The sequence below is a fragment of the Williamsia sp. Y712 genome, assembly GCF_059445525.1.
Window position 1 is genome coordinate 699,869 of the sequence record NZ_JCAIUN010000002.1, and the last position, 23,113, is coordinate 722,981.

The 23,113-nt window shown below is 64.0% G+C and carries 25 protein-coding genes; 3 read left to right on the forward strand and 22 right to left on the reverse strand.

The genetic code is table 11. From position 1 onward, the window contains the following. Positions 1-6 precede the first annotated feature (6 nt). From recA to pgsA, 8 genes are all read right to left on the reverse strand, one after another. Positions 7-1,050 (reverse strand): recombinase RecA, encoded by a 1,044-nt coding sequence (recA, locus tag AC1D75_RS18080; RefSeq protein WP_495516681.1) that lies wholly within the window; start codon positions 1,048-1,050, stop codon positions 7-9. Positions 1,051-1,306: 256 nt separating this feature from the next. Further along, the gene (locus AC1D75_RS18085) at positions 1,307-1,501 is read right to left on the reverse strand and encodes a DUF3046 domain-containing protein (RefSeq protein ID WP_495516682.1); all 195 of its coding nucleotides are present in this window, start codon (positions 1,499-1,501) and stop codon (positions 1,307-1,309) included. A gap of 10 nt (positions 1,502-1,511) precedes the next feature. After that, entirely contained in the window at positions 1,512-2,687 is a 1,176-nt protein-coding gene (locus AC1D75_RS18090; RefSeq protein ID WP_495516683.1) for a glycosyltransferase, read from the reverse strand. A 29-nt stretch (positions 2,688-2,716) separates the two neighbouring features. Then, positions 2,717-2,890, reverse strand: a complete 174-nt coding sequence (locus tag AC1D75_RS18095) for a hypothetical protein (protein ID WP_495516684.1) — start codon at positions 2,888-2,890, stop codon at positions 2,717-2,719. A gap of 115 nt (positions 2,891-3,005) precedes the next feature. After that, positions 3,006-3,815, reverse strand: coding sequence for a phage shock protein PspA (gene pspA, locus AC1D75_RS18100; RefSeq protein ID WP_495516685.1), 810 nt, complete (start codon positions 3,813-3,815; stop codon positions 3,006-3,008). Positions 3,816-3,899: 84 nt separating this feature from the next. Next, positions 3,900-4,229 carry a helix-turn-helix domain-containing protein gene (locus AC1D75_RS18105; protein ID WP_495516686.1) on the reverse strand — a complete coding sequence of 110 codons (330 nt, stop codon included), beginning with the start codon at positions 4,227-4,229 and terminating at the stop codon, positions 3,900-3,902. Positions 4,230-4,367: 138 nt separating this feature from the next. Then, positions 4,368-4,883 (reverse strand): CinA family protein, encoded by a 516-nt coding sequence (locus tag AC1D75_RS18110; RefSeq protein ID WP_495516687.1) that lies wholly within the window; start codon positions 4,881-4,883, stop codon positions 4,368-4,370. Beyond that, a complete protein-coding gene (gene pgsA, locus AC1D75_RS18115; RefSeq protein WP_495516688.1) occupies positions 4,880-5,563 on the reverse strand; it encodes a CDP-diacylglycerol--glycerol-3-phosphate 3-phosphatidyltransferase in 684 nt (227 codons plus the stop codon). The genes AC1D75_RS18110 and pgsA overlap by 4 nt, the downstream gene beginning before the upstream one ends. A gap of 110 nt (positions 5,564-5,673) precedes the next feature. Between pgsA and AC1D75_RS18120 the strand changes: the two genes are divergently transcribed. Together AC1D75_RS18120 and AC1D75_RS18125 are read left to right on the forward strand one after the other, a co-directional pair. Further along, positions 5,674-6,222: an amino-acid N-acetyltransferase gene (locus tag AC1D75_RS18120; RefSeq protein WP_495516689.1), complete on the forward strand. Its 549-nt coding sequence runs from the start codon at positions 5,674-5,676 to the stop codon at positions 6,220-6,222. A gap of 48 nt (positions 6,223-6,270) precedes the next feature. Continuing rightward, positions 6,271-6,555: a YciI family protein gene (locus AC1D75_RS18125; RefSeq protein WP_495516690.1), complete on the forward strand. Its 285-nt coding sequence runs from the start codon at positions 6,271-6,273 to the stop codon at positions 6,553-6,555. Here the strand turns inward: AC1D75_RS18125 and AC1D75_RS18130 are convergent. The 13 genes from AC1D75_RS18130 to AC1D75_RS18190 form a co-directional block, all read right to left on the reverse strand. Next, positions 6,552-7,565 (reverse strand): TerC family protein, encoded by a 1,014-nt coding sequence (locus AC1D75_RS18130; protein ID WP_495516691.1) that lies wholly within the window; start codon positions 7,563-7,565, stop codon positions 6,552-6,554. The genes AC1D75_RS18125 and AC1D75_RS18130 overlap by 4 nt on opposite strands. Before the next feature lie 100 nt (positions 7,566-7,665). Next, positions 7,666-10,485 (reverse strand): FtsK/SpoIIIE family DNA translocase, encoded by a 2,820-nt coding sequence (locus tag AC1D75_RS18135; protein WP_495516692.1) that lies wholly within the window; start codon positions 10,483-10,485, stop codon positions 7,666-7,668. 84 nt (positions 10,486-10,569) lie between these two features. Further along, positions 10,570-11,190 carry a TIGR03085 family metal-binding protein gene (locus tag AC1D75_RS18140; protein WP_495516693.1) on the reverse strand — a complete coding sequence of 207 codons (621 nt, stop codon included), beginning with the start codon at positions 11,188-11,190 and terminating at the stop codon, positions 10,570-10,572. Between the two features lie 44 nt (positions 11,191-11,234). Beyond that, positions 11,235-13,172, reverse strand: coding sequence for a ribonuclease J (locus tag AC1D75_RS18145; protein ID WP_495516694.1), 1,938 nt, complete (start codon positions 13,170-13,172; stop codon positions 11,235-11,237). Continuing rightward, complete coding sequence (gene dapA / locus AC1D75_RS18150) at positions 13,169-14,074, reverse strand: 4-hydroxy-tetrahydrodipicolinate synthase (protein WP_495516695.1); 906 nt, start codon at positions 14,072-14,074, stop codon at positions 13,169-13,171. The genes AC1D75_RS18145 and dapA overlap by 4 nt, the downstream gene beginning before the upstream one ends. 68 nt (positions 14,075-14,142) lie before the next feature. Beyond that, positions 14,143-14,895 carry an FAD-dependent thymidylate synthase gene (gene thyX, locus AC1D75_RS18155; RefSeq protein WP_495516696.1) on the reverse strand — a complete coding sequence of 251 codons (753 nt, stop codon included), beginning with the start codon at positions 14,893-14,895 and terminating at the stop codon, positions 14,143-14,145. Between the two features lie 132 nt (positions 14,896-15,027). Further along, positions 15,028-16,263 carry a winged helix-turn-helix domain-containing protein gene (locus AC1D75_RS18160; protein ID WP_495516697.1) on the reverse strand — a complete coding sequence of 412 codons (1,236 nt, stop codon included), beginning with the start codon at positions 16,261-16,263 and terminating at the stop codon, positions 15,028-15,030. Positions 16,264-16,265: 2 nt separating this feature from the next. Continuing rightward, entirely contained in the window at positions 16,266-16,766 is a 501-nt protein-coding gene (locus tag AC1D75_RS18165) for a dihydrofolate reductase (protein WP_495516698.1), read from the reverse strand. 5 nt (positions 16,767-16,771) lie between these two features. Then, entirely contained in the window at positions 16,772-17,572 is an 801-nt protein-coding gene (locus tag AC1D75_RS18170; protein ID WP_495516925.1) for a thymidylate synthase, read from the reverse strand. A 161-nt stretch (positions 17,573-17,733) separates the two neighbouring features. After that, the gene (locus AC1D75_RS18175; protein WP_495516699.1) at positions 17,734-18,186 is read right to left on the reverse strand and encodes a flavodoxin family protein; all 453 of its coding nucleotides are present in this window, start codon (positions 18,184-18,186) and stop codon (positions 17,734-17,736) included. Positions 18,187-18,201: 15 nt separating this feature from the next. Further along, positions 18,202-18,675 (reverse strand): hypothetical protein, encoded by a 474-nt coding sequence (locus tag AC1D75_RS18180; protein ID WP_495516700.1) that lies wholly within the window; start codon positions 18,673-18,675, stop codon positions 18,202-18,204. Positions 18,676-18,689: 14 nt separating this feature from the next. Continuing rightward, a complete protein-coding gene (gene dapB / locus AC1D75_RS18185; RefSeq protein ID WP_495516701.1) occupies positions 18,690-19,442 on the reverse strand; it encodes a 4-hydroxy-tetrahydrodipicolinate reductase in 753 nt (250 codons plus the stop codon). 58 nt (positions 19,443-19,500) lie between these two features. After that, the gene (locus AC1D75_RS18190; protein ID WP_495516702.1) at positions 19,501-19,989 is read right to left on the reverse strand and encodes an Lrp/AsnC family transcriptional regulator; all 489 of its coding nucleotides are present in this window, start codon (positions 19,987-19,989) and stop codon (positions 19,501-19,503) included. A 132-nt stretch (positions 19,990-20,121) separates the two neighbouring features. On the opposite strand from AC1D75_RS18190, the gene ald reads away from it, so the two are divergent. Then, on the forward strand, positions 20,122-21,234 hold the full coding sequence (gene ald / locus AC1D75_RS18195) for an alanine dehydrogenase (RefSeq protein ID WP_495516703.1): 1,113 nt from the start codon (positions 20,122-20,124) through the stop codon (positions 21,232-21,234). On the opposite strand, the gene AC1D75_RS18200 is transcribed toward ald, so the two are convergent. After that, positions 21,217-23,085 carry a putative nucleotidyltransferase substrate binding domain-containing protein gene (locus AC1D75_RS18200; RefSeq protein WP_495516704.1) on the reverse strand — a complete coding sequence of 623 codons (1,869 nt, stop codon included), beginning with the start codon at positions 23,083-23,085 and terminating at the stop codon, positions 21,217-21,219. The two genes, ald and AC1D75_RS18200, sit on opposite strands and share 18 nt — an antisense overlap. Positions 23,086-23,113 lie beyond the last annotated feature (28 nt).

A 23,113-nucleotide genomic window follows, 5' to 3' on the forward strand; every position in this document is an offset into this window, starting at 1 on the left:
GTCCCTCTAGAACTCGACCGGTGCCGGTGCCACGGCCTCGTCCTCGGTCAACACTGCACCGATTCCGAGCTTCTCTTTGATCTTCTTCTCGATCTCATCGCAGGTCTCGGTGTTCTCGAGCAGGAACTTACGTGCGTTCTCCTTGCCCTGACCCAGCTGTTCACCCTCGTAGGTGAACCACGAGCCGGCCTTACGGATGAATCCGTGCAGCACACCCATGTCGATGATCGAGCCTTCTTTGCTGATGCCGTGTCCGTACAGGATGTCGAACTCGGCCTGCTTGAACGGCGGTGCCACCTTGTTCTTGACCACCTTGACGCGGGTCCGGTTACCGACCGCGTCGGTTCCGTCCTTGAGGGTCTCGATCCGGCGGACGTCGAGCCGTATCGATGCGTAGAACTTCAGCGCCTTGCCACCGGTGGTGGTCTCCGGCGAGCCGAACATGACGCCGATCTTCTCGCGCAGCTGGTTGATGAAGATCGCGGTGGTACCCGAGTTACTCATGGCACCGGTCATCTTGCGCAGCGCCTGGCTCATCAGACGGGCTTGCAGACCGACGTGGCTGTCTCCCATCTCACCTTCGATTTCCGCACGCGGAACCAGCGCGGCCACCGAGTCGATGACCAGGATGTCGAGCGCACCGGACCGGATCAGCATGTCTGCGATCTCGAGGGCCTGCTCACCGGTGTCAGGCTGCGACACCAGCAGTGCGTCGGTGTCGACACCGAGCCGCTGTGCGTAGTCGGGGTCGAGTGCGTGCTCGGCGTCGATGAAGGCCGCGATACCGCCGGCTGCCTGCGCATTGGCAACCGCGTGCAGGGCCACGGTGGTCTTACCCGAGGATTCCGGGCCGTAGATCTCGACCACGCGGCCACGCGGCAGTCCGCCGATACCCAGCGCGACGTCCAACGCGATCGAGCCGGTGGGGATGGTGGCGATCGGCTGGCGGGCGTTCTCGCCGAGTCGCATCACCGAGCCCTTGCCATAGTTTTTGTCGATCTGGGCCAAGGCCAGGTCGAGTGCCTTTTCGCGGTCTGGTTGGGCTGCCATTTTTTCCCCTAGTGGTCTGGCCGAGTTCTCGGCGGTGGTACCGCCGGTCTGGCGGGAGCGAGCTTTCTTTCGCGTGTTCGGCATCTCTTTGCGCACTGACGTCACGCTAGATCAGCCCTCTGACAATTCGGCGAACTCGCAAGCCGGAGTGCCGACGTTTCCCATCGTTGCTTGCCCACCACTGTAGGCGAACATCTGTTCGAGTCAACTACCATCGCACGTGACACGCCGTAAGAGAATCTGACAAAGAGGGGTTCTACCAGCGATTCCGAGGGACATCGAAGTCCCGACACAGGGCCACCCACACGTCACGGGGGTCAACTCCGGATTCGATCGCCTGCGCTGCCGTCTTGCCGCCGAACTCGATGAGCGCATGGTCGACAAGCATCGAATCGGCCGTGGCGGCGCCGAACTCGGTGGTCAGAAGTTCGGTGAATTCGGTGAGTCGCACGTCGTCAAGGCTAGCGAAACGGTTGTAGGCCCGCCGCACGGGCACACACCGCCACCGGATCGAGGACGTCGGCATTGCTCTCACCCGCCCGGCGGGCAGCGATCGCAAATGAATTGTTCTGCAATATTTTTCGGATCGACGATGCCATCGCGGTCACGGTCGGCGGCCGGACGACCTCCGCGCAGCCCCATCGCCGGGCCCGCTGCGCGAGTTCCCACTGATCTCCGCCACCGGGAACCAGCACCTGCGGAACGCCGGCGAGCATTGATTTCGCGAGCATCCCGTGGCCTCCACCACAGATCACCAGTGACGCCTCGGCGAGCAACTCGTCCTGCCTACCGTGCCCGGCGACGGCCCAGGCGGGCAGCTCATCCACCTGAGGTGCCAGACCTGAGACAACGGCGCGGACCGGTATGTCGAGGACGTCCGGGTCCAGCGCCATCAACGCAACCTCGACCAAACCCACCGAACCCGTGGTTGCCGTGGACGGTGCGATGACGACCAGGGGCGCATCGCCTGGCGGACGGTCGAAGATCTTGTCGGTGGGTTCCCACAGCAGGGGGCCGATCAGCTCTGCGCCTTCTGGCCAATCCGGGCGCGGAACCTCCAACGCCGGCAGGGTGGCGATCATCCGGGCGGCGGGTTCGGGCGCCCGGGGCGGCAATCCCATCCCGGCGCGTACGGCTTCTCGTTGCCGATCGCCCTGCCTGATCGAACGTGCGGTGGCCGCTCGCATCAATCCGTCCCGGAGCCGCCCCGACAGACCGGTCCCCGGTTCCAGCCCGCTACCGATCGGCGGGAGGCCCACCGAGGCCCGGTAGAGCGGATGCGGGGAGAGTTCGATCCACGGGACTCGCAGCGACTCGGCCGCCCATCCCCCGCAGACGGTGATGACATCGCAGATGACGAGATCGGGCTCGAAGTCGGCGAGTTCAGGTACCAGCAACTGGCACATCCGCGCGGCCCGGGCACTGAGCTTGGCACCGGCGTCGCCGTCGTCATCGTCATCCTCTGCCGCCAGACCCGGTAGCTGCCGAACCTGCAGCCCCCGTGCCGCGGCTGCCTGCGCCCAACCTGAACCCGTGTAGACAACTGGCGAAAAACCGTTGCGCTGCAACAGATTCGCGAGGGACAGCATGGGAAACGCGTGACCGGCATCAGAGCCGGCCACCAGCGCTACCCGCACCTATGACTCCTCGCCGCTCGGCCCCGCCGTCACAGTCCGGTGTTCGTCGGACTCTTGTCAGAACTCGCCCACTTGATCACCGCGATCACGCCGATCACCACGAGGCCGATCACCAGAATTGTCAGCAGGCCCTTCACCAGCGCCATGATCAGGCCGAAAGCCAACCACACCACCAGAACTGCCAGCAGCACCTTCCACCACATGTCATCCTCCTCGTTCAACCATCCGTTGACATCAACGGTGCCACCACAGCACCCTTTTTGTCACCGGTGAACAGGCAAGATGGGGGAAAGTTCAGGGACTACCCCTACTACACGCTCAGTTCGCCTGAGGCTTCTCGACGTTGACCGGCGGTGCCGCCGGCTCCGCGGCCGGTGCGGTGGTGTTCTCACCGGCAGCCAGCGACTCACCGGCCATGGAGGCCCGGATCTGTTCGAGTCGGGAATGCCCGGCCATCTGCACGCTGGCCTGCTGAACCTCCATCATGCGGCCCTGCACCGAATTACGGGAGAGCTCGGCCGACCCGAGCGCGTTGGCGTAACGGCGCTCGATCTTGTCACGCACCTGCTCGAGATTGGGGGTGTTGCCGGGCGCGGCCAGTTCACTCATCTGGTTCAGCGACGCAGAGACCTGCTCCTGCATCTTCGCCTGCTCCAACTGGCTCAGGAGCTTGGTCCGCTCAGCAAGCTTGTGCTGCAACGTCATCGAGTTCTGCTCAACTGCATGCTTGGCCTGTTCGGCGGCTTGCAGCGACTGATCGTGGAGCGCCTTGAGGTCTTCGACGCTCTGCTCCCCGGTCACCAATTGCGCGGCGAAGGCCTCGGCAGCATTGGTGTATTCGGTGGCCTTGGCGGTGTCACCCGCCGCGGTTGCCTTGTCGGCCAGAGTCAACGCCTGCCGCGTGTTGGCCTGCAGCCGTTCGATGTCCTCGAGCTGCCGATTGAGTTTCATCTCGAGCTGGCGCTGATTGCCGATCACGGCCGCAGCCTGCTGCGAAAGAGCCTGATGCTGACGCTGTGCATCTTCGATCGCCTGCTGGATCTGAATCTTCGGGTCGGCATTCTCATCGATCTTGGCGTTTCCGAACGCCATCAAGTAACGCCATGCCTTCACAAACGGGTTAGCCATTGCCCCTGCCTTGTCTTCAGTACGATTCCGAGCAGTCCTCGACCCAATCTATCGTCTGAGCCCGCGCAGTGACACCGGCGAGTGTCAGGCGGCAGCCAGCGCCGAGGCCGGCTGCGGTATGACAACCTTCGTGTCGGTCGCGATCGATGCGCGCCCGGAAGGCTGCGAAGCGTGGTCCAGATCGGTGCGAAGTGTGTCGCGGACATCCAGTAGAACGTCGGCGATCTCTACCTCGAGGGCGTCGCAGATCGCAGCGAGCAGTTCACTGGATGCCTCTTTTTGGCCGCGTTCGACCTCAGAGAGGTAGCCCAGGCTGACCCGGGCGCTCGTCGATACCTCACGCAAGGTGCGACCTTGATCCATCCGAACCCGCCGCAGGCTGCCACCGAGTGCTTCCCGCAGGAGCAATGCCATATGAGTCCTCCTCAACACGTCAGTCTGTCCAACGCAGTACGGTCCGATTCCGTTCCCGGTCCGCAGACCCACGTTCATTCTTCTGTCCGTGGGTTCGCATTCTTTCGTCACTGCCGCGGATGCAGCACTCACCCGAACTCAGTCGAGCCAATCGAGTAGTTCACCGATCGACCGTGTGCACGACATTAGACGAATATCCCAGCGGTCGCCCTGCAGCGACATGCCGACAACCTTGGTGTCGAAACCGATGTTCCCGGCCGCCTTGCCGGAGCGCGCCCGAGCCAAGCCGCAGAACACCGTGCCCGGAGCTTTCCCATCCTGCGGATCAGGACCCGCCACTCCGGTCAGGGATATCCCGTACGTCGCGCCGCACCGGGCGGCCGCACCGATCGCCAACTCCTCGGCAGTTCGCTCCGCCACCGGTCCGAACTCCTCGAGCGTGTCGGCGCGAACCCCCGCCAGAGCCGCCTTGAGATCGGTTGCGTAGACGATCAGACCTCCGCGCAAGACCGCACTGGCACCGGGGATTCCCGCGATCATCGCGGACAGCAGGCCGGCCGACAGGGACTCGGCGGTGGCCACGGTTTCTTTGCGACGGCCCAATTCGGCCACCAACCGCCGCGCCGGCTCCCCGGCCAGCGGATCGGGGCTCAACGTCCCGAGCTGTCGCCGGGGTGCCCGGACCGCTCGTCCCGACGCAGCGTTGCCGCGTCCCGGCGCCGCTGGGCCCTCTTGGCGAAGGCCTGCCATACGTAGTCGATGCCCGTCACCACGGTCGCCACCAGCGCCGCGCCCATCAACACGATCGCGATCCAGTGCAACGGTCCGGACAACGGCAATATGTAGAGACCGATAGCAAAGACCTGTAGGAGCGTCTTGATCTTGCCGCCGCGACTGGCCGGGATCACTCCGTGCCGAAGCACCCAGAACCGCAGGACCGTGATCCCGAGTTCCCTGGCCAGGATCACGCCGGTCACCCACCAGGGCAGCTCACCGAGGATCGACAGACCGATCAGCGCAGAGCCGATCAACGCCTTGTCTGCGATGGGATCGGCGAGCTTTCCGAAATCGGTGATCAAGCCGCGTTCTCGTGCGATCCGGCCGTCGTAGTGGTCGGTGATCGCGGCCAGCGCGAAAACACCCCAGGCCAGGGTCCGCCACCACGGGTTGTCGCCACCGTCGATGAACAGGACCGAAACAAACACCGGCACCAGCGCGATCCGGAAGATCGTCAAGATGTTGGCCAGGTTGAGAATCGGTACCTCTTCGCTGACCAGATCCACAATCGGGTCCGGCTCGGCGCCGCTCACCTCGCGACGCAAACGATCAGCCACGCGATGCACCCTGCAGCGCCGAATCGAGATGCCCAATACCCACGTGCACAAGGATAGGTTGCCCCGACTGCAGCGAAGGCCCGGGGTACACAGGTATTAATGTTTCACGCATGGCATCTGACAACAGCTCGGCGAACGAGCCTGCTGCTGCAACCGATTCGAAGGTTGACGCGATCGTGCGCCGGGCACGAACCTCGGACGTGCCGCGCATCAAAGAACTGATCGACCAGTACGCGGGCAAGATCCTCCTCGAAAAGAATCTGGTGACGCTCTACGAGGCCGTCCAAGAGTTCTGGGTCGCCGAGGTCGACGGGCGCGTGGTCGGTTGCGGTGCACTCCACGTCCTGTGGGCCGACCTCGGCGAGATCCGTACCGTCGCCGTCGACCAGTCGATGGCCGGGCACGGGATCGGCCACCGATTGGTGAGCCGACTGCTCGACATGGCGCGGCAACTCCAACTGAGCCGACTGTTCGTGCTCACCTTCGAAACCCACTTCTTCGGCAAACACGGATTCGTCGAAATCGCCGGCACCCCGGTGACCGCCGAGGTGTACGAGGAGATGTGCCGGTCGTACGACGCCGGTGTCGCCGAGTTCCTCGACCTGAGTTTCGTCAAACCCAACACCCTTGGCAACACCCGGATGTTGGCCACCCTCTAAGACCTGATCGCTCTTCCAAACCGTCTTCCTCCAGCCGAAAGAAGCACCGTGGCAACGTTTCTCGTCGAGTACACCTTCTCCCCCGGCACCGCGGCGATCCGCGACGAGACCCGGCCCGCGCACCGCGCCTGGTTGTCGGGCCTGTGCGACGACGGCATCTTGAAGGCGTCCGGACCGTTCTCGGACGGCCTCGGCGCTCTGCTGATATTCCGGGCAGAGGACGAGGCCGCCGTGAAGGACCTGATCCAGGACGATCCGTACGTTCCGGTCTCGGCCATCGACGCCACGTCGATTCGCGGGTGGAACCCGGTCATCGGACCGATCAGCGACTAGTCGGGCGCGTCCCCGGATTTCTCAGACGCCGCTTTCCGTTCGTCCGACCTCGTCTTCAGCAAGCTGGCCACCGTGGTGATCACCAAGGTCCCGATGATCACGGACAGCGACACCGGCGTCGAGATGACCGGCACCGAGATGTGTTCGCCACCGTTGATGAATCCCAGGGTGTTCTCGTGCAACGCGTGCAGCACGAGCTTCACACCGATGAAGCCGAGGATGAACGACAGTCCGAAGGACAGGTAGACCAGCTTGTCGAGGAGTCCGCCGAGCAAGAAGTACAGCTGGCGCAGACCCATCAACGCGAACGCATTGGCGGTGAAGACGATGTAGGGCTCTTCGGTGAGGCCATAGATCGCCGGGATCGAGTCCAGCGCAAAGAGCACGTCGGTGAACCCGATGACGATCAGCACCATCAGCATCGGCGTCGCCAGCCGCTTACCGTTTTCGATGGTGAACAGCTTGTCGCCGTCGTAATTGTCCGAGGTGCGCAGAACCTTCTTCACCAAAATCGTGATGCGACTCTCACGCTCTTCCTCGGCTTCGACCACGTGGTCGGATTCGCGCAGGAGTTTGATGGCGGTGAAGATCAAGAACGCGCCGAACAGGTAGAACACCCATGAGTAGGCCTCGATGGCAGCGGCACCGACCGCGATGAACGCACCGCGCATCACCAGAGCCATCACGATGCCGAGGAGCAGCACTTTCTGCTGGTACTCACGCGGCACCGCGAACTTCGCCATGATGATGACAAAGACGAACAGGTTGTCGACCGAGAGTGCTTTTTCGGTGACGAATCCGGCGTAGTACTCGGTACCCGAGGTCGACCCCCATTTCCACCACACGAATCCGCCGAAGATCAGCGCGATCGTGATGTAGAAGGCCGACCAGAAACCTGATTCCTTGATCGACGGTGCGTGGGGCACCCGCACGTGGGCAAAGAAGTCGAAAACGAACAACCCCAGGATCACCAAACAGGTGACGATCCAGACGGTGGGCGAAACGTGCACGAGGGCAGCCTCCAAGCTGTCGAAGAAAGGTAAAGACCACTTTACCTAACAATTTCGAGAAACTCCGCCTGTCGGCTGCCGTCCCGCGACTCACAGACCCCTAGAAATCGTCCGTTTCGTCACTGGAGTCACTATCGCCACCACCGGTGATCGAGAAGATGACACCGGCGAGATCCTCGGGTTTGACGAGCACGTCGCGGGCCTTCGATCCCTCTGACGGACCGACGACCCCACGGCTCTCCATCAGATCCATCAGGCGCCCGGCCTTGGCAAAACCGACCCGGAGCTTGCGCTGCAGCATCGACGTCGACCCGAACTGACTCGACACCACCAGTTCCACCGCCTGCAGCAGGTCGTCGAGGTCGTTGCCGATGTCGGCGTCGATGTCCTTCTTGTCCGGGACCTTCTGAGCGGTGACACCTTCAGTGTAATCAGGCTCACTCTGGTCCTTCGCGAAATCCACGACGGCCTGGATCTCTTCGTCCGTGATGAAGGCGCCCTGCATTCGGACGGGCTTGTTGGCGCCCATCGGCAAGAACAACCCGTCGCCCATACCGATCAGCTTCTCGGCACCGGGCTGATCCAGGATGACTCGCGAGTCGGTCAGCGAGGACGTCGCGAATGCCAGACGTGAGGGCACGTTGGTCTTGATCAGACCGGTCACCACATCCACCGAAGGACGCTGTGTCGCCAGGACCAGGTGGATACCCGCGGCGCGCGCCTTCTGCGTGATCCGGACGATCGATTCCTCGACTTCGCGCGGAGCCGTCATCATCAGGTCGGCGAGCTCGTCGACGATCGCCAGGATGTACGGATACGGCTTGTAGACGCGCTCGGAACCGAGCGGGGTCGTGATCTCCCCGGAGCGGACCTTGGTATTGAAGTCGTCGATATGTCGCACCCGCGACGCCTTCATGTCCTGGTAGCGCTGTTCCATCTCCTCCACCAGCCAGGCCAGCGCAGCGGCAGCCTTCTTCGGCTGGGTGATGATGGGCGTGATCAGATGCGGAATGCCCTCGTAGGGCGTGAGTTCCACCATCTTCGGGTCGATCAGGATCATCCTGACCTCTTCCGGTGTCGCGCGGGTCAGGAGCGAGACCAGCATCGAGTTCACAAAGCTCGACTTACCGGAACCGGTGGAACCGGCCACCAGGAGGTGGGGCATCTTCGCGAGGTTGGCGGCCACGAAGTTGCCTTCGATGTCCTTACCCAGGCCGACCACGAGCGGGTGCTTGTCTTTGCGGGTCGAGGATGCGGTGAGCACGTCTGCCAGCCGGACCATTTCACGGTCGCTGTTGGGTACTTCGATACCCACCGCGGACTTGCCGGGGATCGGTGCCAGCAGGCGGACGTTGTCGGTGGCCGCGGCGTAGGAGATGTTGCGCTGCAGTGCGGTGATCTTCTCGACCTTCACGCCCGGTCCGAGTTCGACCTCGTACCGGGTGACCGTGGGTCCACGGGTGAAGCCGGTGACGGCGGCGTCGATCTTGAACTGCTCGAGAACCGCGGAGATCCGGTCGATCATCTCGTCGTTGGCGGCGCTGCCCAGCTTGGGCGGGTCACCTTCGATCAGCAGGCTGGCAGGCGGCAGCTTGTAGTCGCCCTCCACGGCCCGGTCGACCAACATCCCGTTCTGCGGCATGTCGTCGTCTTCGTCATCGGCCGGAGCCGGGGGCGGGGTGGGCTTGGCGACGGGTCGCTTGCGGACCGGTTTCGCTCCGGCCGGAGGCGTCTGCAGGGCTTCGGTGACTGCTGCGGGTGCACCGTTGTCGTCGATGATCTCTTCGGTCAATGCCTCCGCGGCGGTCACCGGCGGCGGGGTACGCCGCCGGGGCCGGCTCAGCGGTTCGCTGCGGGCAGGCAACGCGGGAAGATCAGGTGGGTAGTTGTTGTACGGGTCGCCGTAAGCCGCGTCGCCATATGAGCTCTCGGCGCCGAAGTCGTCGTCTTCATAGTCGTCGTCCTCATCCCATTCCTGGGCGACGCCGAGACCGAGGTACGAGCCGACCACAGCGAACAATTCGCGCACCGTCAGGCCGGACAGCAACAACAGACCAAACGCCATGCACAGCAACAGAATCGGCACTGAGATCCACGCGGTCAAGCCGTTGGTGAGAGGTCCGCCGACGGCAAACCCGATGAATCCACCGGAGTCCTGACGCTCCGACAGTTCAGCCGGACTGCCGGCGAAGATGTGCCACAGACCGGGCAGTGGAAGTCCGATCAACAATGCAGAACCGATGTAGCGACCACGGCTGCGCGGATTCGGGGCATGTCGCATGAGCACAAAAGCGGCAGCGATGAACACCAGCGGCAGCAGCATCGCCACGGTGCCGATGACAGCCCGGGCTGCGGAATCGACAAACGCACCGACCGGGCCGCCTGCGTCGAACCAGATCGCAGCGACGACCACGATCGACAGCGCGATCAGTACGAGCGCTAGTCCGTCGCGGCCCTGGGTGTGGACGTTCTGGTCCGCTCCCCCGCCCGACGAATCGTCGAAGGTGTCGTTCGGTTGGTCGTCCCAGCCGTCGTCGCCGCTGTACTGACGCTCGTCGTAGTGGGGGTCACCGCCACGCGAGCCGGACCGGGCGACCGCACCGACACCCTTGGCCAGCAGGCCCCATCCCGCGCCGACACCACCGCCCACGGCCTTGAGGGCCGAGCGTCGCGGTGGCGCCGATGCCTTGGTCCGGGCCGAGGTCGCTGCCGACCTGCTCGATGCCCGGGCACCGGCGGTCGACTTCTTGGCTGTTGTCGCCTTCTTTGCAGCGGGCCTCTTGGCCGCAGTCGAGTTGGCCGCAGCCGAGGCCTTCTTCGCCGGAGCCTTACGCGGGGCAGCCTTCTTGGCGGCAGGTTTCTTCCCGGCCGCAGAACTGCGAGCGGGCGCGCCAGAACGAGCGGTGGACTTGGTTGCCATGGGTGCCACCTTAGTCGGCAACAGTCACACAAACCTCATCTACAACACGTGTATCGGGCTTGCGTGTCGAATTCGTGATTGTTACTAAAAGCCACGCTTGGCCGACTTCACCGCCGCAACAGCGTCGGCGTCACCGTCGAAATCCAAACGGGTCTGGGCTCGTCCGAACGTGAACAACATCAGTTCCAGCGGTTCACCGGTGATCCGAACCGCCGGTCCCCTGCCCCCTGTTGCGATCTGCTCACCGTCCGGGGTGACCAATTCAACAGTGGCGGGAGACTTTGCGATCGCCCTTTTCGCCATCGCCTTCAGCGGCGTGAGAATCGCCTTGGTCGCATCGGCACCGAGGGTCCGAGGCTCCCATGCCGGCGCCGCGCGGCGGACATCCTCGTGGTGCACGAACATTTCCGTGACGTTCGCAAAACGGTCGAGCGGCTTCATCGGCGAATACAGCGGGGGCCCGGCGGCGAACTTTGCGACCATCGAATCCCAGTCGGCCTTCGCCGCCTTGTCCTGAACCGACTTAGTGTGCCCGGCGAAGGCCGGGATGAGAATCCCGGGCGCCGCATCGAGGCGGTACTCACGCACGATCATGTGCGCAGTCAGATCCCGGGTCGTCCATCCCTCACAGAGGGTTGGCGCGTCGGGTCCGACCGCACGAAGAGTGGTCACAAGCGCTGCACGTTCATCTCGGGCAATCGTCATGGCACCACCCTATGTGGCGCCGACCACCCTTGCGCCACATAGCACTAGCTGTTGCCGGAGTCGCTCACCGTCAGAACCGTTGGCACGATCATCGGCCGGCGGCGGTACTTGTCGGCGACCCAACGGCCGACCACACGACGGATGGTCTGCGCGATGCGATGCGCATCGGTGACACCTTCGTTGGCCAGTTGTTCGAGAGAGCTGTCGACCAGGTTGGCCGCTTCTTTGAGCGCCGCCGGATCGTCGGAGAATCCACGACCGGAGACCTCGGGCGGGCTGACCGCACGACCGGTGTCGGCGTCGATCACCACCGCGATGGCGATGAAGCCACCTTCACCGAGGACAAGCCGTTCGGACAAGGTCGACTCGCCGACATCACCGACAGAGAGTCCATCGACGTAGACGAAGCCCACCGGAACCCGGCCGGTGATCGACGCGCGCCCATCGACGAGGTCGACGATCACGCCGTCTTCGGCGAGGACCACGGCGTCCGACGGGACACCGGTGGCCTCGGCCAGCGCCGCATTGGCACGCAGGTGGCGCCATTCGCCGTGGACCGGCATCACGTTCGACGGCCGTACTGCGTTGTACAGGTACAGCAGCTCTCCTGCCGATGCGTGTCCGGAGACGTGCACCTTGGCGCTCTGCTGCGTGACCACGGTGGCACCGCGCCGCGCGAGGCCGTTGACAACGGCGAACACCGAGTTCTCGTTGCCCGGGATGAGCGACGATGCCAATACGACCAGGTCGTCGGCATGGATGTTGATCTGCCGATGTTCGCCCTTGGCCATCCGGGAGAGCGCGGAGAGCGGCTCACCCTGCGAGCCGGTCGAGACCAGCACGAGCTTGTTGTCGGGCAGTGCGGCGGCGGTGTCCATGTCGACCACCACGCCGTCGGGCACCCGCAGGTAACCGAGTTCCTGGGCGATCTGCATGTTGCGGACCATCGAGCGTCCGACAAACGTCACCCGGCGCCCGTGGGCGTGGGCCACGTCGACGACCTGCTGGATCCGGTGGACGTGGCTGGCAAAGGACGCCACGATCACGCGGTGCTTGGCCTTGCCGATCACCTGGTCGAGGACGCCACCGATCTCACGTTCGGGGGTGACGAATCCGGGAACCTCGGCATTGGTCGAGTCGACAAGGAAGAGGTCGACGCCCTCATCGCCGAGACGGCTGAAGCCGGCCAGGTCGGTGAGACGACCGTCGAGTGGCAGCTGGTCGAGCTTGATGTCGCCGGTGTGGAGGACCACGCCGGCACCCGTACGAATGGCCACGGCGAGCGCATCCGGGATCGAATGGTTGACCGCGAAATACTCGACCTCGAACGGACCGTGTTTGGTGAACTCGCCCTCGAACACCTCGATCAGCTTGGGACGCAGGCGATGCTCTTTGCACTTGGCCGCCAGCAGGGCAAGCGTGAACTTCGCGCCGATCACCGGGATGTCGGACCGCAACCGGAGCAAGAACGGCACGGCACCGATGTGGTCTTCGTGTCCGTGCGTCAGGATGATCGCCTCGACGTCGTCCATCCGGTCTTCGATGTACCGGAAGTCCGGCAGGATCAGGTCGACACCGGGCTGGGCATCTTCGGGGAACAACACACCACAGTCGACGATCAGCAGCTTGCCGTCGTATTCGAAAACGGTCATGTTGCGGCCGATTTCACCGATTCCGCCGAGGGCGACGATGCGCATACCGTTGGCCGGGAGTTTCGGTGGGGTGCCGAGCCTGTTGCTGTTCTCGACAACCCGGGCGTCGGTCCGTTTCGCTGCCGACTGTCCCTGACCGCCACGACGATTCCGCGGAGACCGCTTCTGGGCGACCGATTTTGATGACTTGGGTGCGTTCGATTCGGGGATGTTGTCCGCCTTCGGTTCCGCTGCAGCGGGGCTCGTCTGTGGTTTCGGCTCTGCCGGTGGTCCGGCCTTGCGACGGATCACTCTGCCGCGCTTACGCCCGGGCGAATCTGGAGTTGTCATGAAAGCACCTTCGCTGCACGCAGATCCGCGATCAGCGCTTCGATTTGTGGACCGTTCGCCGGCACCTGCGGTAACCGGGGTTCGCCGACATCCATACCCAGGATGCGCAACGCTGCCTTGACCATCGTGACGCCTCCCAGACGGCCCATCGCGTTGACGAGCGGGATCATCGACACATTGAGCTCGCGGGCCCGGACGAGATCACCCTTGTTGACCGCGTCGAGCATGTCACGCAGGCGATCGGGAACCAGGTGGCCGATGACGCTGACAAAACCCGCCGCGCCGATCGACAGCCACGGCAGATTCAGTGCGTCTTCGCCGGAGAAGTACTGAAGGCCGGTATCGGCCATCAGCGACGCCGCCGAGTTCAGATCGCCCTTGGCGTCTTTGACGCCACGAATGTTCGGGTGTCGCGAGAGCTCCAACAGAGTTCGGTGCTCGATCGGGATGACCGACCGGGGTGGAATGTCGTACAGCAACACCGGCACATCGGTGGCGTCGGCGATGGCGGTGAAGTGCGCAAGCAGACCTGCCTGCGGCGGCCGGGAATAGTACGGGGTCACCACCAACAGGCCATGCGCACCGATCGCTGCCGATTCCTTGGCGAACCAGACACTTTCTCGGGTGTCGTAACTGCCTGCACCCTGCACGATCCGGGCGCGGTCGCCGACCGCGTCCAGGACCACCCGGAGCAGGTCCAGCTTCTCGGCCGGAGTCGTGGTGGGCGATTCGCCTGTGGTGCCGGAGACAACCAGACCGTCGCAGCCGCCGGAAACGAGCCGGTCGGCAAGTTCAGCGGCTCGTTCGAGGTCCAGCGATCCGTCAGCGGTGAACGGGGTAACCATCGCAACACTGACAGTCCCGAAGGGGAAGCTCTGTGGTTGCGTCGCACCGGTGATCATGGTGGTTAAGGTTACCGGAGCACAGGCCAGTCGCTTAATCCGTGGCACCTGTGGGGTGCCGCGGGGTTTCAGCCTTCGAGAACAAACGGCGACGTGGCCACTTCTGTGCCGTCCGAGAGCGTCCCGATCTCGAAGTCCCCGAAAACCGTTGGCGCGACATCGGTGAGCTGGCGCAAGCATTCGATCGCCAGTTGCCGGATCTCGACATCGGCGTGTTCGGTGGCCCGCATACCGATGAAATGACGCCACGCGCGGTAGTTGCCGGTCACGACGATCTTGGTTTCGGTGGCGTTCGGAAGGACGGCTCGGGCGGCCTGCCGGGCCTGCTTACGTCGCAGGATGTTGTTGGGTACGTCCGAGAACTTCTCTTCCAACGCGGTCAAAAGTTCCGAGTACGCCTTACGGCTGGCGTCGGTGGCCTCGATGAACAGCGCCTCGAGTTCCGCGTCGCCGCGGATGGCCGGTGGCGGTACGACGTTCGAATCATGCTCCGGCACAAAGCGTTGCGAGAGCTGCGAATACGAGAAATGACGATGCCGGATCAATTCGTGGGTGCACGAACGCGAGATCCCGGCGATGTAGAACGTCACGGTCGCGTGTTCGAGCAGCGACAGATGTCCGACTTCCAAAATGTGGCGCAGGTAGCCGGCGTTGGTTGCTGTCCGGGGGTTCGGTTTGTCCCAGCTCTGATAGCAGGCCCGGCCCGCGAACTCGACCAACGCTTCCCCGCCGTCGACGTCAGTGCTCCACGGCACATCGGCGGGAGCGTCGAACGACGTCTTCGCCACCAGTTGCACCTTCAACGGCACCAATTCCGACACTGCACTTCCCTCTTTCCTGTGGGTTCGAGCCCCACCGATTGTCCACCACCTCGAAGTCGGACATGCTATCGACCTCACCTACCCGGACGACGCCCAGACGGCCACATCACCGGATCCGTTCGAGATCAAGGCTCAGGTGAACGCAGCTGAGCCGATGGCCCTTGCCAGCACCGGAGCCAGATCGCCCCGATCGCCGACCTCCACGCGACCGACACCGAGCCAGAGCGCCATCGCGTGGAGGTCAGCGGCCAGGGACTGCGCCACCACCGTGGGGTTGGCCCCGGATTCGCAGAAGGCTCCGAGAACCAGCAGCCGATCACCGACCCTGTCCGTCTTGAGGTCGACGCGGGCGACGATCTGGTCTCCCATCAGGTACGGGAGCACGTAGTAGCCGTGGACCCGTTTGGGCTCGGGTACGTAGATCTCGATGCGGTAGTGGAAGTCGAATACCCGCTCGGTACGGGGCCGGAAGAAGATCAGCGGGTCGAAGGGGCTGAGCAGCGCGCTTCGGGTCACCGTGCGTGGGATCCGCGCGGCCGGGTCGAGGTAACCCGGTTTGGACCAACCCTCCACCGTCACCTGCTGAATCTCCCCCGCCGACAGCAGGTCGGCGATCGCGTCCCGCGCGGGTTGGGGTTTGAGTCGGTAGTAGTCGCGGATGTCGGCCTCGGTGCCGACACCGAGCGCGGTCACCGAACCCCGCACCAGCTCACGAATCGCGTCGTCGCGTGCGATCTCGACGTTCGAGTGCTCCCCCACCACGTTCTCGGTGAGGTCGTAGTAGCGAGTGAATCCGTTGCGCCGCATCGCCGAGAGTTCTCCGGCGGCGAACATCACCTCGCACAGATGTTTGACCTGGCTGCGGTCCCACCAGGTGCCTTTCTTCGGACGCTTCTCGTGTCCGAGATGGTCTTCGATCAACCCACTGGTACTGGGCCCGATCTCTGCGATGGTGTCGCGGATGACCGCGCGCATCGCCATTGAATTCCGATCTCCCACCGCTTCGCGATAGCGGCCGTGCCGGAAGTCTTCCATCCGCCACCGGAACAGCGGCCAGTGTTCGATCGGGATCAGCGCCGCCTCGTGTGCCCAGTACTCGGCGAGCAGAGTTGGCCGGCGCGGGCCCGGCTCCCAGGCGGCTTGTTCGAGTACCGCGCGATCGTAGTTTCCGAGGCGACTGAAGATCGGCATGTAGTGGGCACGGACCGCAACAGTGACCGAGTCCATCTGCAGCAGTCGCGTGCGGTCGAGTACTCGTTGCAGGTGTTTGCGGGTCACCGCCCCGGCCGGCATCCGATCCGTGAATCCTTGCGCCGCCAACGCAATTCGGCGCGCCTGCGCACCTGACAACTGATCGCGACCGGCCACTGTTACGCCCTGGCCGTGTACTTGAGGAAACGGTAGCGAAGTCCGTTACCGGCTTCCTGCCACGGTTCGTCGGCGCAGAGTTGCCAGCGTTGCGGATCCAGATCCGGTGCCCGCGTATCTCCATCGGGAACCTCGACATCGATTTCGGTGACGTAGGCGGTGTCAGCCAGATCCAGTGCGGCCCGATAGATTTCACCGCCACCCATCACAAAGACCGTTGGGTCGAGTTCGCGCCCGGCAGCGATCGCCGAATCGACATCCGGAAAACTGCGAGCACCTTCGCCGAACCAGTCCCGCTTCCGGGTGACCACCAGGTTTTCGCGCCCCGGCAGCGGACGAAACCTTGCGGGCAACGAGTCCCAGGTGCGACGACCCATCACCACCGGATGTTTGCCGGTGACCTGCCGGAAGTACTTCTGATCCTCGGACAGCTGCCACGGCATGTCTCCGCCGCGGCCGATCACGCCGTCGACAGACTGCGCCCAGATGAGTGCGATGGTCACAGTGTCTAAACCGCCACCGGCGCTTTGATCCCCGGGTGGTACTTGTAGTCGAGCACCTCGATGTCCTCGTAGCGGTAGTCGAAGATCGAATCACGTTGCGCCAGAGCCAACGTCGGGTACGCGTACGGGTCACGCGAGAGTTGCTTGGTGACCTGTTCGACGTGGTTGTCGTAGATGTGGCAGTCACCACCGGTCCAGACGAACTCCCCGACCTCGAGGCCGGCCTGCGCCGCCATCATGTGGGTGAGCAGTGCGTAAGACGCGATGTTGAACGGCACCCCGAGGAACAGGTCGGCGCTGCGCTGGTACAGCTGGCAGGACAGTTTTCCGTCGGCGACATAGAACTGGAAGAACGCATGGCACGGCGGGAGCGCCATCTGCGGGATCTCTCCGACGTTCCACGCCGAGACGATGTTGCGTCGCGAGTCGGGGTTGGTGCGCAACATCTCGAGTGCAGCACTGATCTGGTCGATGTGCTCGCCCGAGGGCGTCGGCCAACTGCGCCACTGCACGCCGTAGACGGGTCCGAGTTCGCCGTTGGCGTCGGCCCACTCGTCCCAGATGGTGACGCCGTGTTCTTGCAGCCATCGCACGTTCGAATCGCCGCGCAAGAACCACAGCAACTCGTAGACGATCGACTTCAGGTGCACCCGCTTGGTCGTGATCAGCGGAAACCCTTCAGAAAGGTCGTAGCGCAACTGGTGACCGAACAGGCTCCGGGTGCCGGTGCCCGTGCGGTCGGCCTTGGGAGTCCCCGTTTCGAGGACCAACCGCAGCAGGTCTTCATAGGGGGTCGGAATCTTCACCGCGTCGCTCACGTGGCCAAGTCTAAAGGTCGACGCCGACAACCTGGACATGACGGCCCCAGCCGCGCTAGCCAGCGTCACTGGATCCGAGACAAATGCACCTGTTGCAGTCATTTACACACGTTGCAACGTGTGTAAATGACTGGAACGGGTGCATTTGTCTACCCCATCAACTGCGCAGCAACCGTCGCGCCGAGTTCCCAGCACGCCCCGAGATCGTCCTTGCTCGGTTTACCCGACACCACAACGTATTCGGCGGCCTTGGACCAGCCGAGGCCCGTGGTGATGGAATCGACAGCACGTTCGGCCCCTTCGGAGCCCTCGTTGCCGTGGAGGTAGAGCCCGAACGGACGTCCGCGGGTCGAGTCGAGAATCTGGTAGTACGCACCGTCGAACGCATGCTTGAGCGCGCCGCTGATGTAGCCGAGGTTGGCGGGAGTCCCCAGTAGGTAGCCGTCGGCTTCGAGCATCTCGGCGGGTGACACCGTGAGCGCGGCCCGGCGCACCACCTCGACGCCATCGATCTCGGGATCGCTCGCGCCGGACACCACGGCCTCGAACATCGCCTGGCAATGCGGCGACGGTGTGTGGTGGATGATCAACAAACGCGACATCAGCGATCCTTCTGTCTACGACCCGGATTCTTTCTCCTGCGCCACAGCACGTTTCATCATCTCGCGAGCACGGCTGCGGTCGCCTGCATAGTCGTAGGCGCGTGCGATGCGGTACGTCGACCGCCAGTTACTCGGGTCGGCTTCCCATTCCGCCTTGACCTGCTCGAAAAGCTCATCGGCAGCCTCACGTTCGATGCGACCCGAAGGACGCTTGGGCAGGGCTGAGACGTCGAGTTCCCTACCCTCCTCACGCATCCGGCGAGCCAGTCGCTGATGAGCGATACCGGACCGCAGCGCACCGACCACCATCCAGACACCGAGCAACGGCAGGATGATCACCCCGATACCCAGACCGATTCCGACCACCTCACCGGTGGCCATCAGGTCGATGGCACGGGCACCCAACAGGAAGAAGTAGAAGAAGAGCACCAGGACGAGTACGCCGATCCCGATGACGATGGGCCGTGCGTCTTTCTGCTTCTCGCTCACTACCTCGGACCCGCTCACAGGTCCATCAGGTCGTCGAGACCCACGGTGAGACCCGGACGGCCACTGATCTCACGGACACCGAGCAACACCCCCGGGACAAACGACGTGCGGTCGATCGAGTCGTGTCGGATCGTCAGGGTCTCACCCTGCGTCCCGAAGAGGACCTCCTGATGGGCAACCAGTCCGGCAAGCCGAACCGAGTGCACACGTACACCGTCGACATCGGCGCCACGGGCGCCCTCGAGTTCGGAGGTGGTCGCATCAGGGCTGACCGGCACACCCGCCTCGGCCCGAGCCTGGGCGATCAGGCCCGCGGTCCGGTACGCAGTACCCGACGGTGCATCAGCCTTATGTGGATGGTGGAGTTCGATCACCTCGACCGAATCGAAGAAGCGTGCCGCCTGCTGAGCGAATCGCATACTGAGCACCGCGCCGATGGCAAAGTTCGGTGCGATCAGGACACTGACGCCAGGATTGTCTGCAAGCCAACCGCGAACCGTGCCCAATCGCGCGTCGTCAAAGCCCGTCGTACCGACAACCGCGTGAATCCCGTTCTCTATCAAAAACTTCAGGTTGTCCATCACCACGTCCGGGTGGGTGAAGTCCACCACCACAGAGGTCGAGGTCTCGACGAACCGCGACAACGGGTCGCCCTTGTCGACGCCTGCGCTGAAGTCGAGGTCGGCTGCGGCCTCGATACCCGACACGATTGCCTGGCCCACTTTGCCGCCGGAACCGAGGACACCTACTTTGATCTGGTCAGTCACCTCGCCGAGTCTAGTCAGCTCGACGCGGCCACTCCGACCAGGGAGACCTGACACTCGATCAGAAGATCGGCGCCGAACCGCGAAGATGCTCGAACACCAACGACGTGGTCGTACCTGCCACCTCGGGCCGCGAATTGAGCATCTCGATGAACCTTCGTAGCGCCTCGGTGTCCGCCGTGGCCACATGCAGCAGATAATCGTCCGCCCCGGCCAGGAAAAAGACGTCGATGACCTCGTCTTTACGGCCGAGTTCAGCGACAAATCGCCGGATCTGTCCACGCGCATCCGACTGGAGACTCACCGCGACCATGGCGCGCAACGGCCGACCGACCGCAGCCGGATCGATGTCGGCGAAGAAGCCGCGCACCACCCCCATGTCGATCAGACGCCGGATTCGCCCATGGCATGTCGATGCCGCAATGCCCACCTCCGCCGCCAACGCACTGTTCGGCATGCGGGCATCGACCTGCAGCAGAGCGAGCAGTCGCCGATCGATGTCGTCGAGCCCGGCGTAACGAGCCCGAATATTGTTCGACTCAAGCGCCATCACAACCTCCATTCCCGCAATATCTTCACCAAAGGCTAGCTGTTTGAGAATCTTTATCACTGATCTTGCAGACTTTCCGCTGTTTCTTCACGCTGGTGTGAGGCCGATCCCACCACCATCGAGGAGCTATTCATGCGCGTCGGCATCCCACGCGAGATCAAGAACAACGAGTTCCGAGTCGCCATCACACCGGCAGGAGTTGCCGAACTCACCCGGCGCGGCCACGAAGTGATCATCGAGCACGAAGCCGGCACCGGATCGGCCATCGCCGACACAGATTTCAAGGAGGCAGGCGCGCAGATCCTCGGCACCGCCCGCGAGGTGTGGGAACAGGCAGAGTTGCTGCTCAAGGTCAAAGAGCCGATCGCCTCCGAATACGAACTCATGCGCGAGGGCCAGACGCTCTTCACCTACCTGCACCTCGCCGCCGGGCGCGACTGCACCGAAGCCCTCTTGAAGTCCGGCACCACCTCTATCGCCTATGAGACCGTGCAGGCGGCCGACGGATCACTGCCGTTGCTCGCCCCGATGAGCGAGGTCGCCGGACGACTCGCCCCGCAGGTCGGCGCTTACCATCTGATGCGCTCGGCCGGCGGTCGCGGCGTGCTGATGGGCGGCGTCCCCGGGACCGTTCCGGCGGAGGTTGTTGTCATCGGCGGCGGCGTCAGCGGCGTCAATGCGGCCACGATCGCGGTTGGGATGGGCGCCGAGGTCACCGTCTTCGACCTCGACATCACCAAACTCCGTGCCATCGACGCGCGTTGGGGCGGTCGGGTCCACACCCGTTACAGCACCACGTTCGACCTCGACGAGGCGGTCAAGCAGGCCGACCTCGTCATCGGAGCCGTATTGGTGCCCGGCGCGAAGGCGCCGGTCCTGGTCTCCAATTCCCTGGTGGCACAGTGCAAGCCCGGATCGGTGTTTGTCGACATCGCCATCGACCAGGGCGGCTGCTTCGAGGATTCCCGGCCGACCACACACGACGACCCGACGTTCATGGTTCACGATTCGGTCTTCTATTGCGTGGCCAACATGCCCGGGTCGGTGGCCCGCACCTCGACGATGGCACTGACCGGCGCGACCCTCCCCTATGTCCTGCGCCTCGCGGATCTCGGCTGGACCGAAGCCTTGCGCCGAGATCCGGCACTGGCCAAGGGTTTGTCCACCCATCAGGGTGAATTGCTCTGCCCGCACGTCTGCGAAGCTCTCGACATCCCGCTGGGCGTCTCACCCCTGCGGATCTGACCCGTCCGGCCCGGCCCATTGCCGGACCGACATGTAGTGAGACATATTGTCCATTCGCCGCTGGACTGCCGACACCTCCCGGACCGCTTGTCCGACGAGGCTGCGGTCCAGCGGCGAAAGGCGTTGCATGGTCAGTACGTCCGATGCCGCCTCACCATGATCGAGCTGCGCGACCTGGTAGGTCAGACGAATCTTCTGCAGCACCTCGAACACCTCGATGAGCGTGTTCGCGTTGTCCTCGCTGAGCATTGCGCTCCCGGCGGCCGCCGAGAGCCGCGCGCGGGTTCCGAGTTCGGGGCTCTGAACGCTCAGCGCTGCCCACCGGGCGATGTTGATCACCGGAACCAGGGCATGACCCTTGATGTCGAACGTTCCGCCCCGCCGCGCCAGCACGTCGCGCATCGACCGCAATTTCGCCTTGTAGGACAGTGATTCGGCAAGCAACAGCCGCATCGTGCCCGGATGTCGGCGCAGATCACGGAACACCTCGGAGACCGCGGTCGCACCCGGGTCGCCCCAGATCGGACGGCCGTCGAGCAGCAACGACGCCAGGATCATCCCCTTGTTGTCGAGCGGGGACTCGAGCCACTGTTCGGCAACCTCGCGCCATTGCCCGTGGGTTCTGGAGAACAGCGGCATGTCCGCAGTGGCACCGTTGGTGTCGACGCCGAGTCCACTGCCGCGCAGCACGTCGCCGACATCGGCGAACGCGCTCCGGTAGGCGGCAATCTGTTCGGGGTCGGACACCGACTCGTCGAACGAGACCGCCGAATCCACGTCGGAACTGAGCACCGACTCCCGACGTGCGTTGCTACCCAACGACAGCCAGGTCAGCGCGGCCGGGTCGAGGTCGGGACGCGAGTTCAGCACGATCTCCAACGCCCGCCGGACCACCGCGTCAGTCAGCACGGACAGGACTGCGGTCACCTCATACGACGGCCGTCCCCGGCGCAGGAGATCGGCCGCCACATAACGCATCCGCCGCCCCCGCTCGGCCAGCGTGTCGAAAGAGTCGGCGCGCGCGATCTGTTCGCGGAGGGAGACACCGGCGCCGGCCGGTGCATTGACGAAGTCCTCCGGAACGACCACACCGCGCAACGTCCCGTGTGGATCGATCACCGGTACGCACGTGACCCCGCGGTCCAAGATGTCCACCAGGACATCGGATGCCGAGGCCGTCGTCAGTGCCGTGACCGCCGGATAGGACATCACCTGATGGACCGGCTGAGACAGGTCCGCCCCTGTCGCCACCACGCGGGCACGGATGTCACGGTCGGTCAGTACCCCGAACCGGCCGTCCGGACACGGGATCACGATATAGCCGCTGTGGTGTTCGGTGATCTTCTGCGCGGCCTGCTGGACGGTCATATCGGCGGTCCCCACCACCGGCGGCGTCCGGATGAGTTCGTCCACAGTCCCGAAGTTGCTGACCAACGGTGAGTCTGCGCGTTGCGCGACCGTGAGCTTGCGTGCCAAGAACTCCGCACCGGCCAGTGACGAGAAGACCGGCCGCACCGTGTGGCCCGGAATCCGGCAGACCCGCACCGGACCGGCCGCAAGCGCCAGCGGTCCGATGGACGATCCGGTGAGCATTCCCGAGTAGCCGAAAACCCCGCCCGGACCCAGGATCTCGTCGGGTCCGTCGGGTTTGTGATCGGGAGAGTTCCACAGCTCGACCTGCCCGGAAACCACCACCGCAAGCTCTTCGATCGGCTCGGTGAAGCCGTTCATGATCGTGCTGCCGGACCCGTGGTCTTCCATCCGCGACGCGGCAGCGATCGCCGCCAACTCGTCGCCGGAGAGCGCATCAAAGGGCGGGTACCCGGAGAGGAACTCGGCGATCGACGTCATGGCGTAATCGTGCCAGGTCGCCGACCAC

Excerpts from the sequence above, each read along its gene's own strand:
- AC1D75_RS18145 (WP_495516694.1), bottom strand. The coding sequence starts at position 13,172 with ATGACAACTCCAGATTCGCCCGGGCGTAAGCGCGGCAGAGTGATCCGT.
- AC1D75_RS18190 (WP_495516702.1), bottom strand. The coding sequence starts at position 19,989 with ATGGCGCTTGAGTCGAACAATATTCGGGCTCGTTACGCCGGGCTCGAC.
- AC1D75_RS18120 (WP_495516689.1), top strand. The coding sequence starts at position 5,674 with ATGGCATCTGACAACAGCTCGGCGAACGAGCCTGCTGCTGCAACCGAT.
- AC1D75_RS18200 (WP_495516704.1), bottom strand. The coding sequence starts at position 23,085 with ATGACGTCGATCGCCGAGTTCCTCTCCGGGTACCCGCCCTTTGATGCG.
- ald (WP_495516703.1), top strand. The coding sequence starts at position 20,122 with ATGCGCGTCGGCATCCCACGCGAGATCAAGAACAACGAGTTCCGAGTC.
- dapA (WP_495516695.1), bottom strand. The coding sequence starts at position 14,074 with ATGATCACCGGTGCGACGCAACCACAGAGCTTCCCCTTCGGGACTGTC.
- AC1D75_RS18105 (WP_495516686.1), bottom strand. The coding sequence starts at position 4,229 with ATGGCATTGCTCCTGCGGGAAGCACTCGGTGGCAGCCTGCGGCGGGTT.
- recA (WP_495516681.1), bottom strand. The coding sequence starts at position 1,050 with ATGGCAGCCCAACCAGACCGCGAAAAGGCACTCGACCTGGCCTTGGCC.
- AC1D75_RS18135 (WP_495516692.1), bottom strand. The coding sequence starts at position 10,485 with ATGGCAACCAAGTCCACCGCTCGTTCTGGCGCGCCCGCTCGCAGTTCT.
- AC1D75_RS18175 (WP_495516699.1), bottom strand. The coding sequence starts at position 18,186 with ATGTCGCGTTTGTTGATCATCCACCACACACCGTCGCCGCATTGCCAG.
- AC1D75_RS18140 (WP_495516693.1), bottom strand. The coding sequence starts at position 11,190 with ATGACGATTGCCCGAGATGAACGTGCAGCGCTTGTGACCACTCTTCGT.
- pspA (WP_495516685.1), bottom strand. The coding sequence starts at position 3,815 with ATGGCTAACCCGTTTGTGAAGGCATGGCGTTACTTGATGGCGTTCGGA.
- AC1D75_RS18095 (WP_495516684.1), bottom strand. The coding sequence starts at position 2,890 with ATGTGGTGGAAGGTGCTGCTGGCAGTTCTGGTGGTGTGGTTGGCTTTC.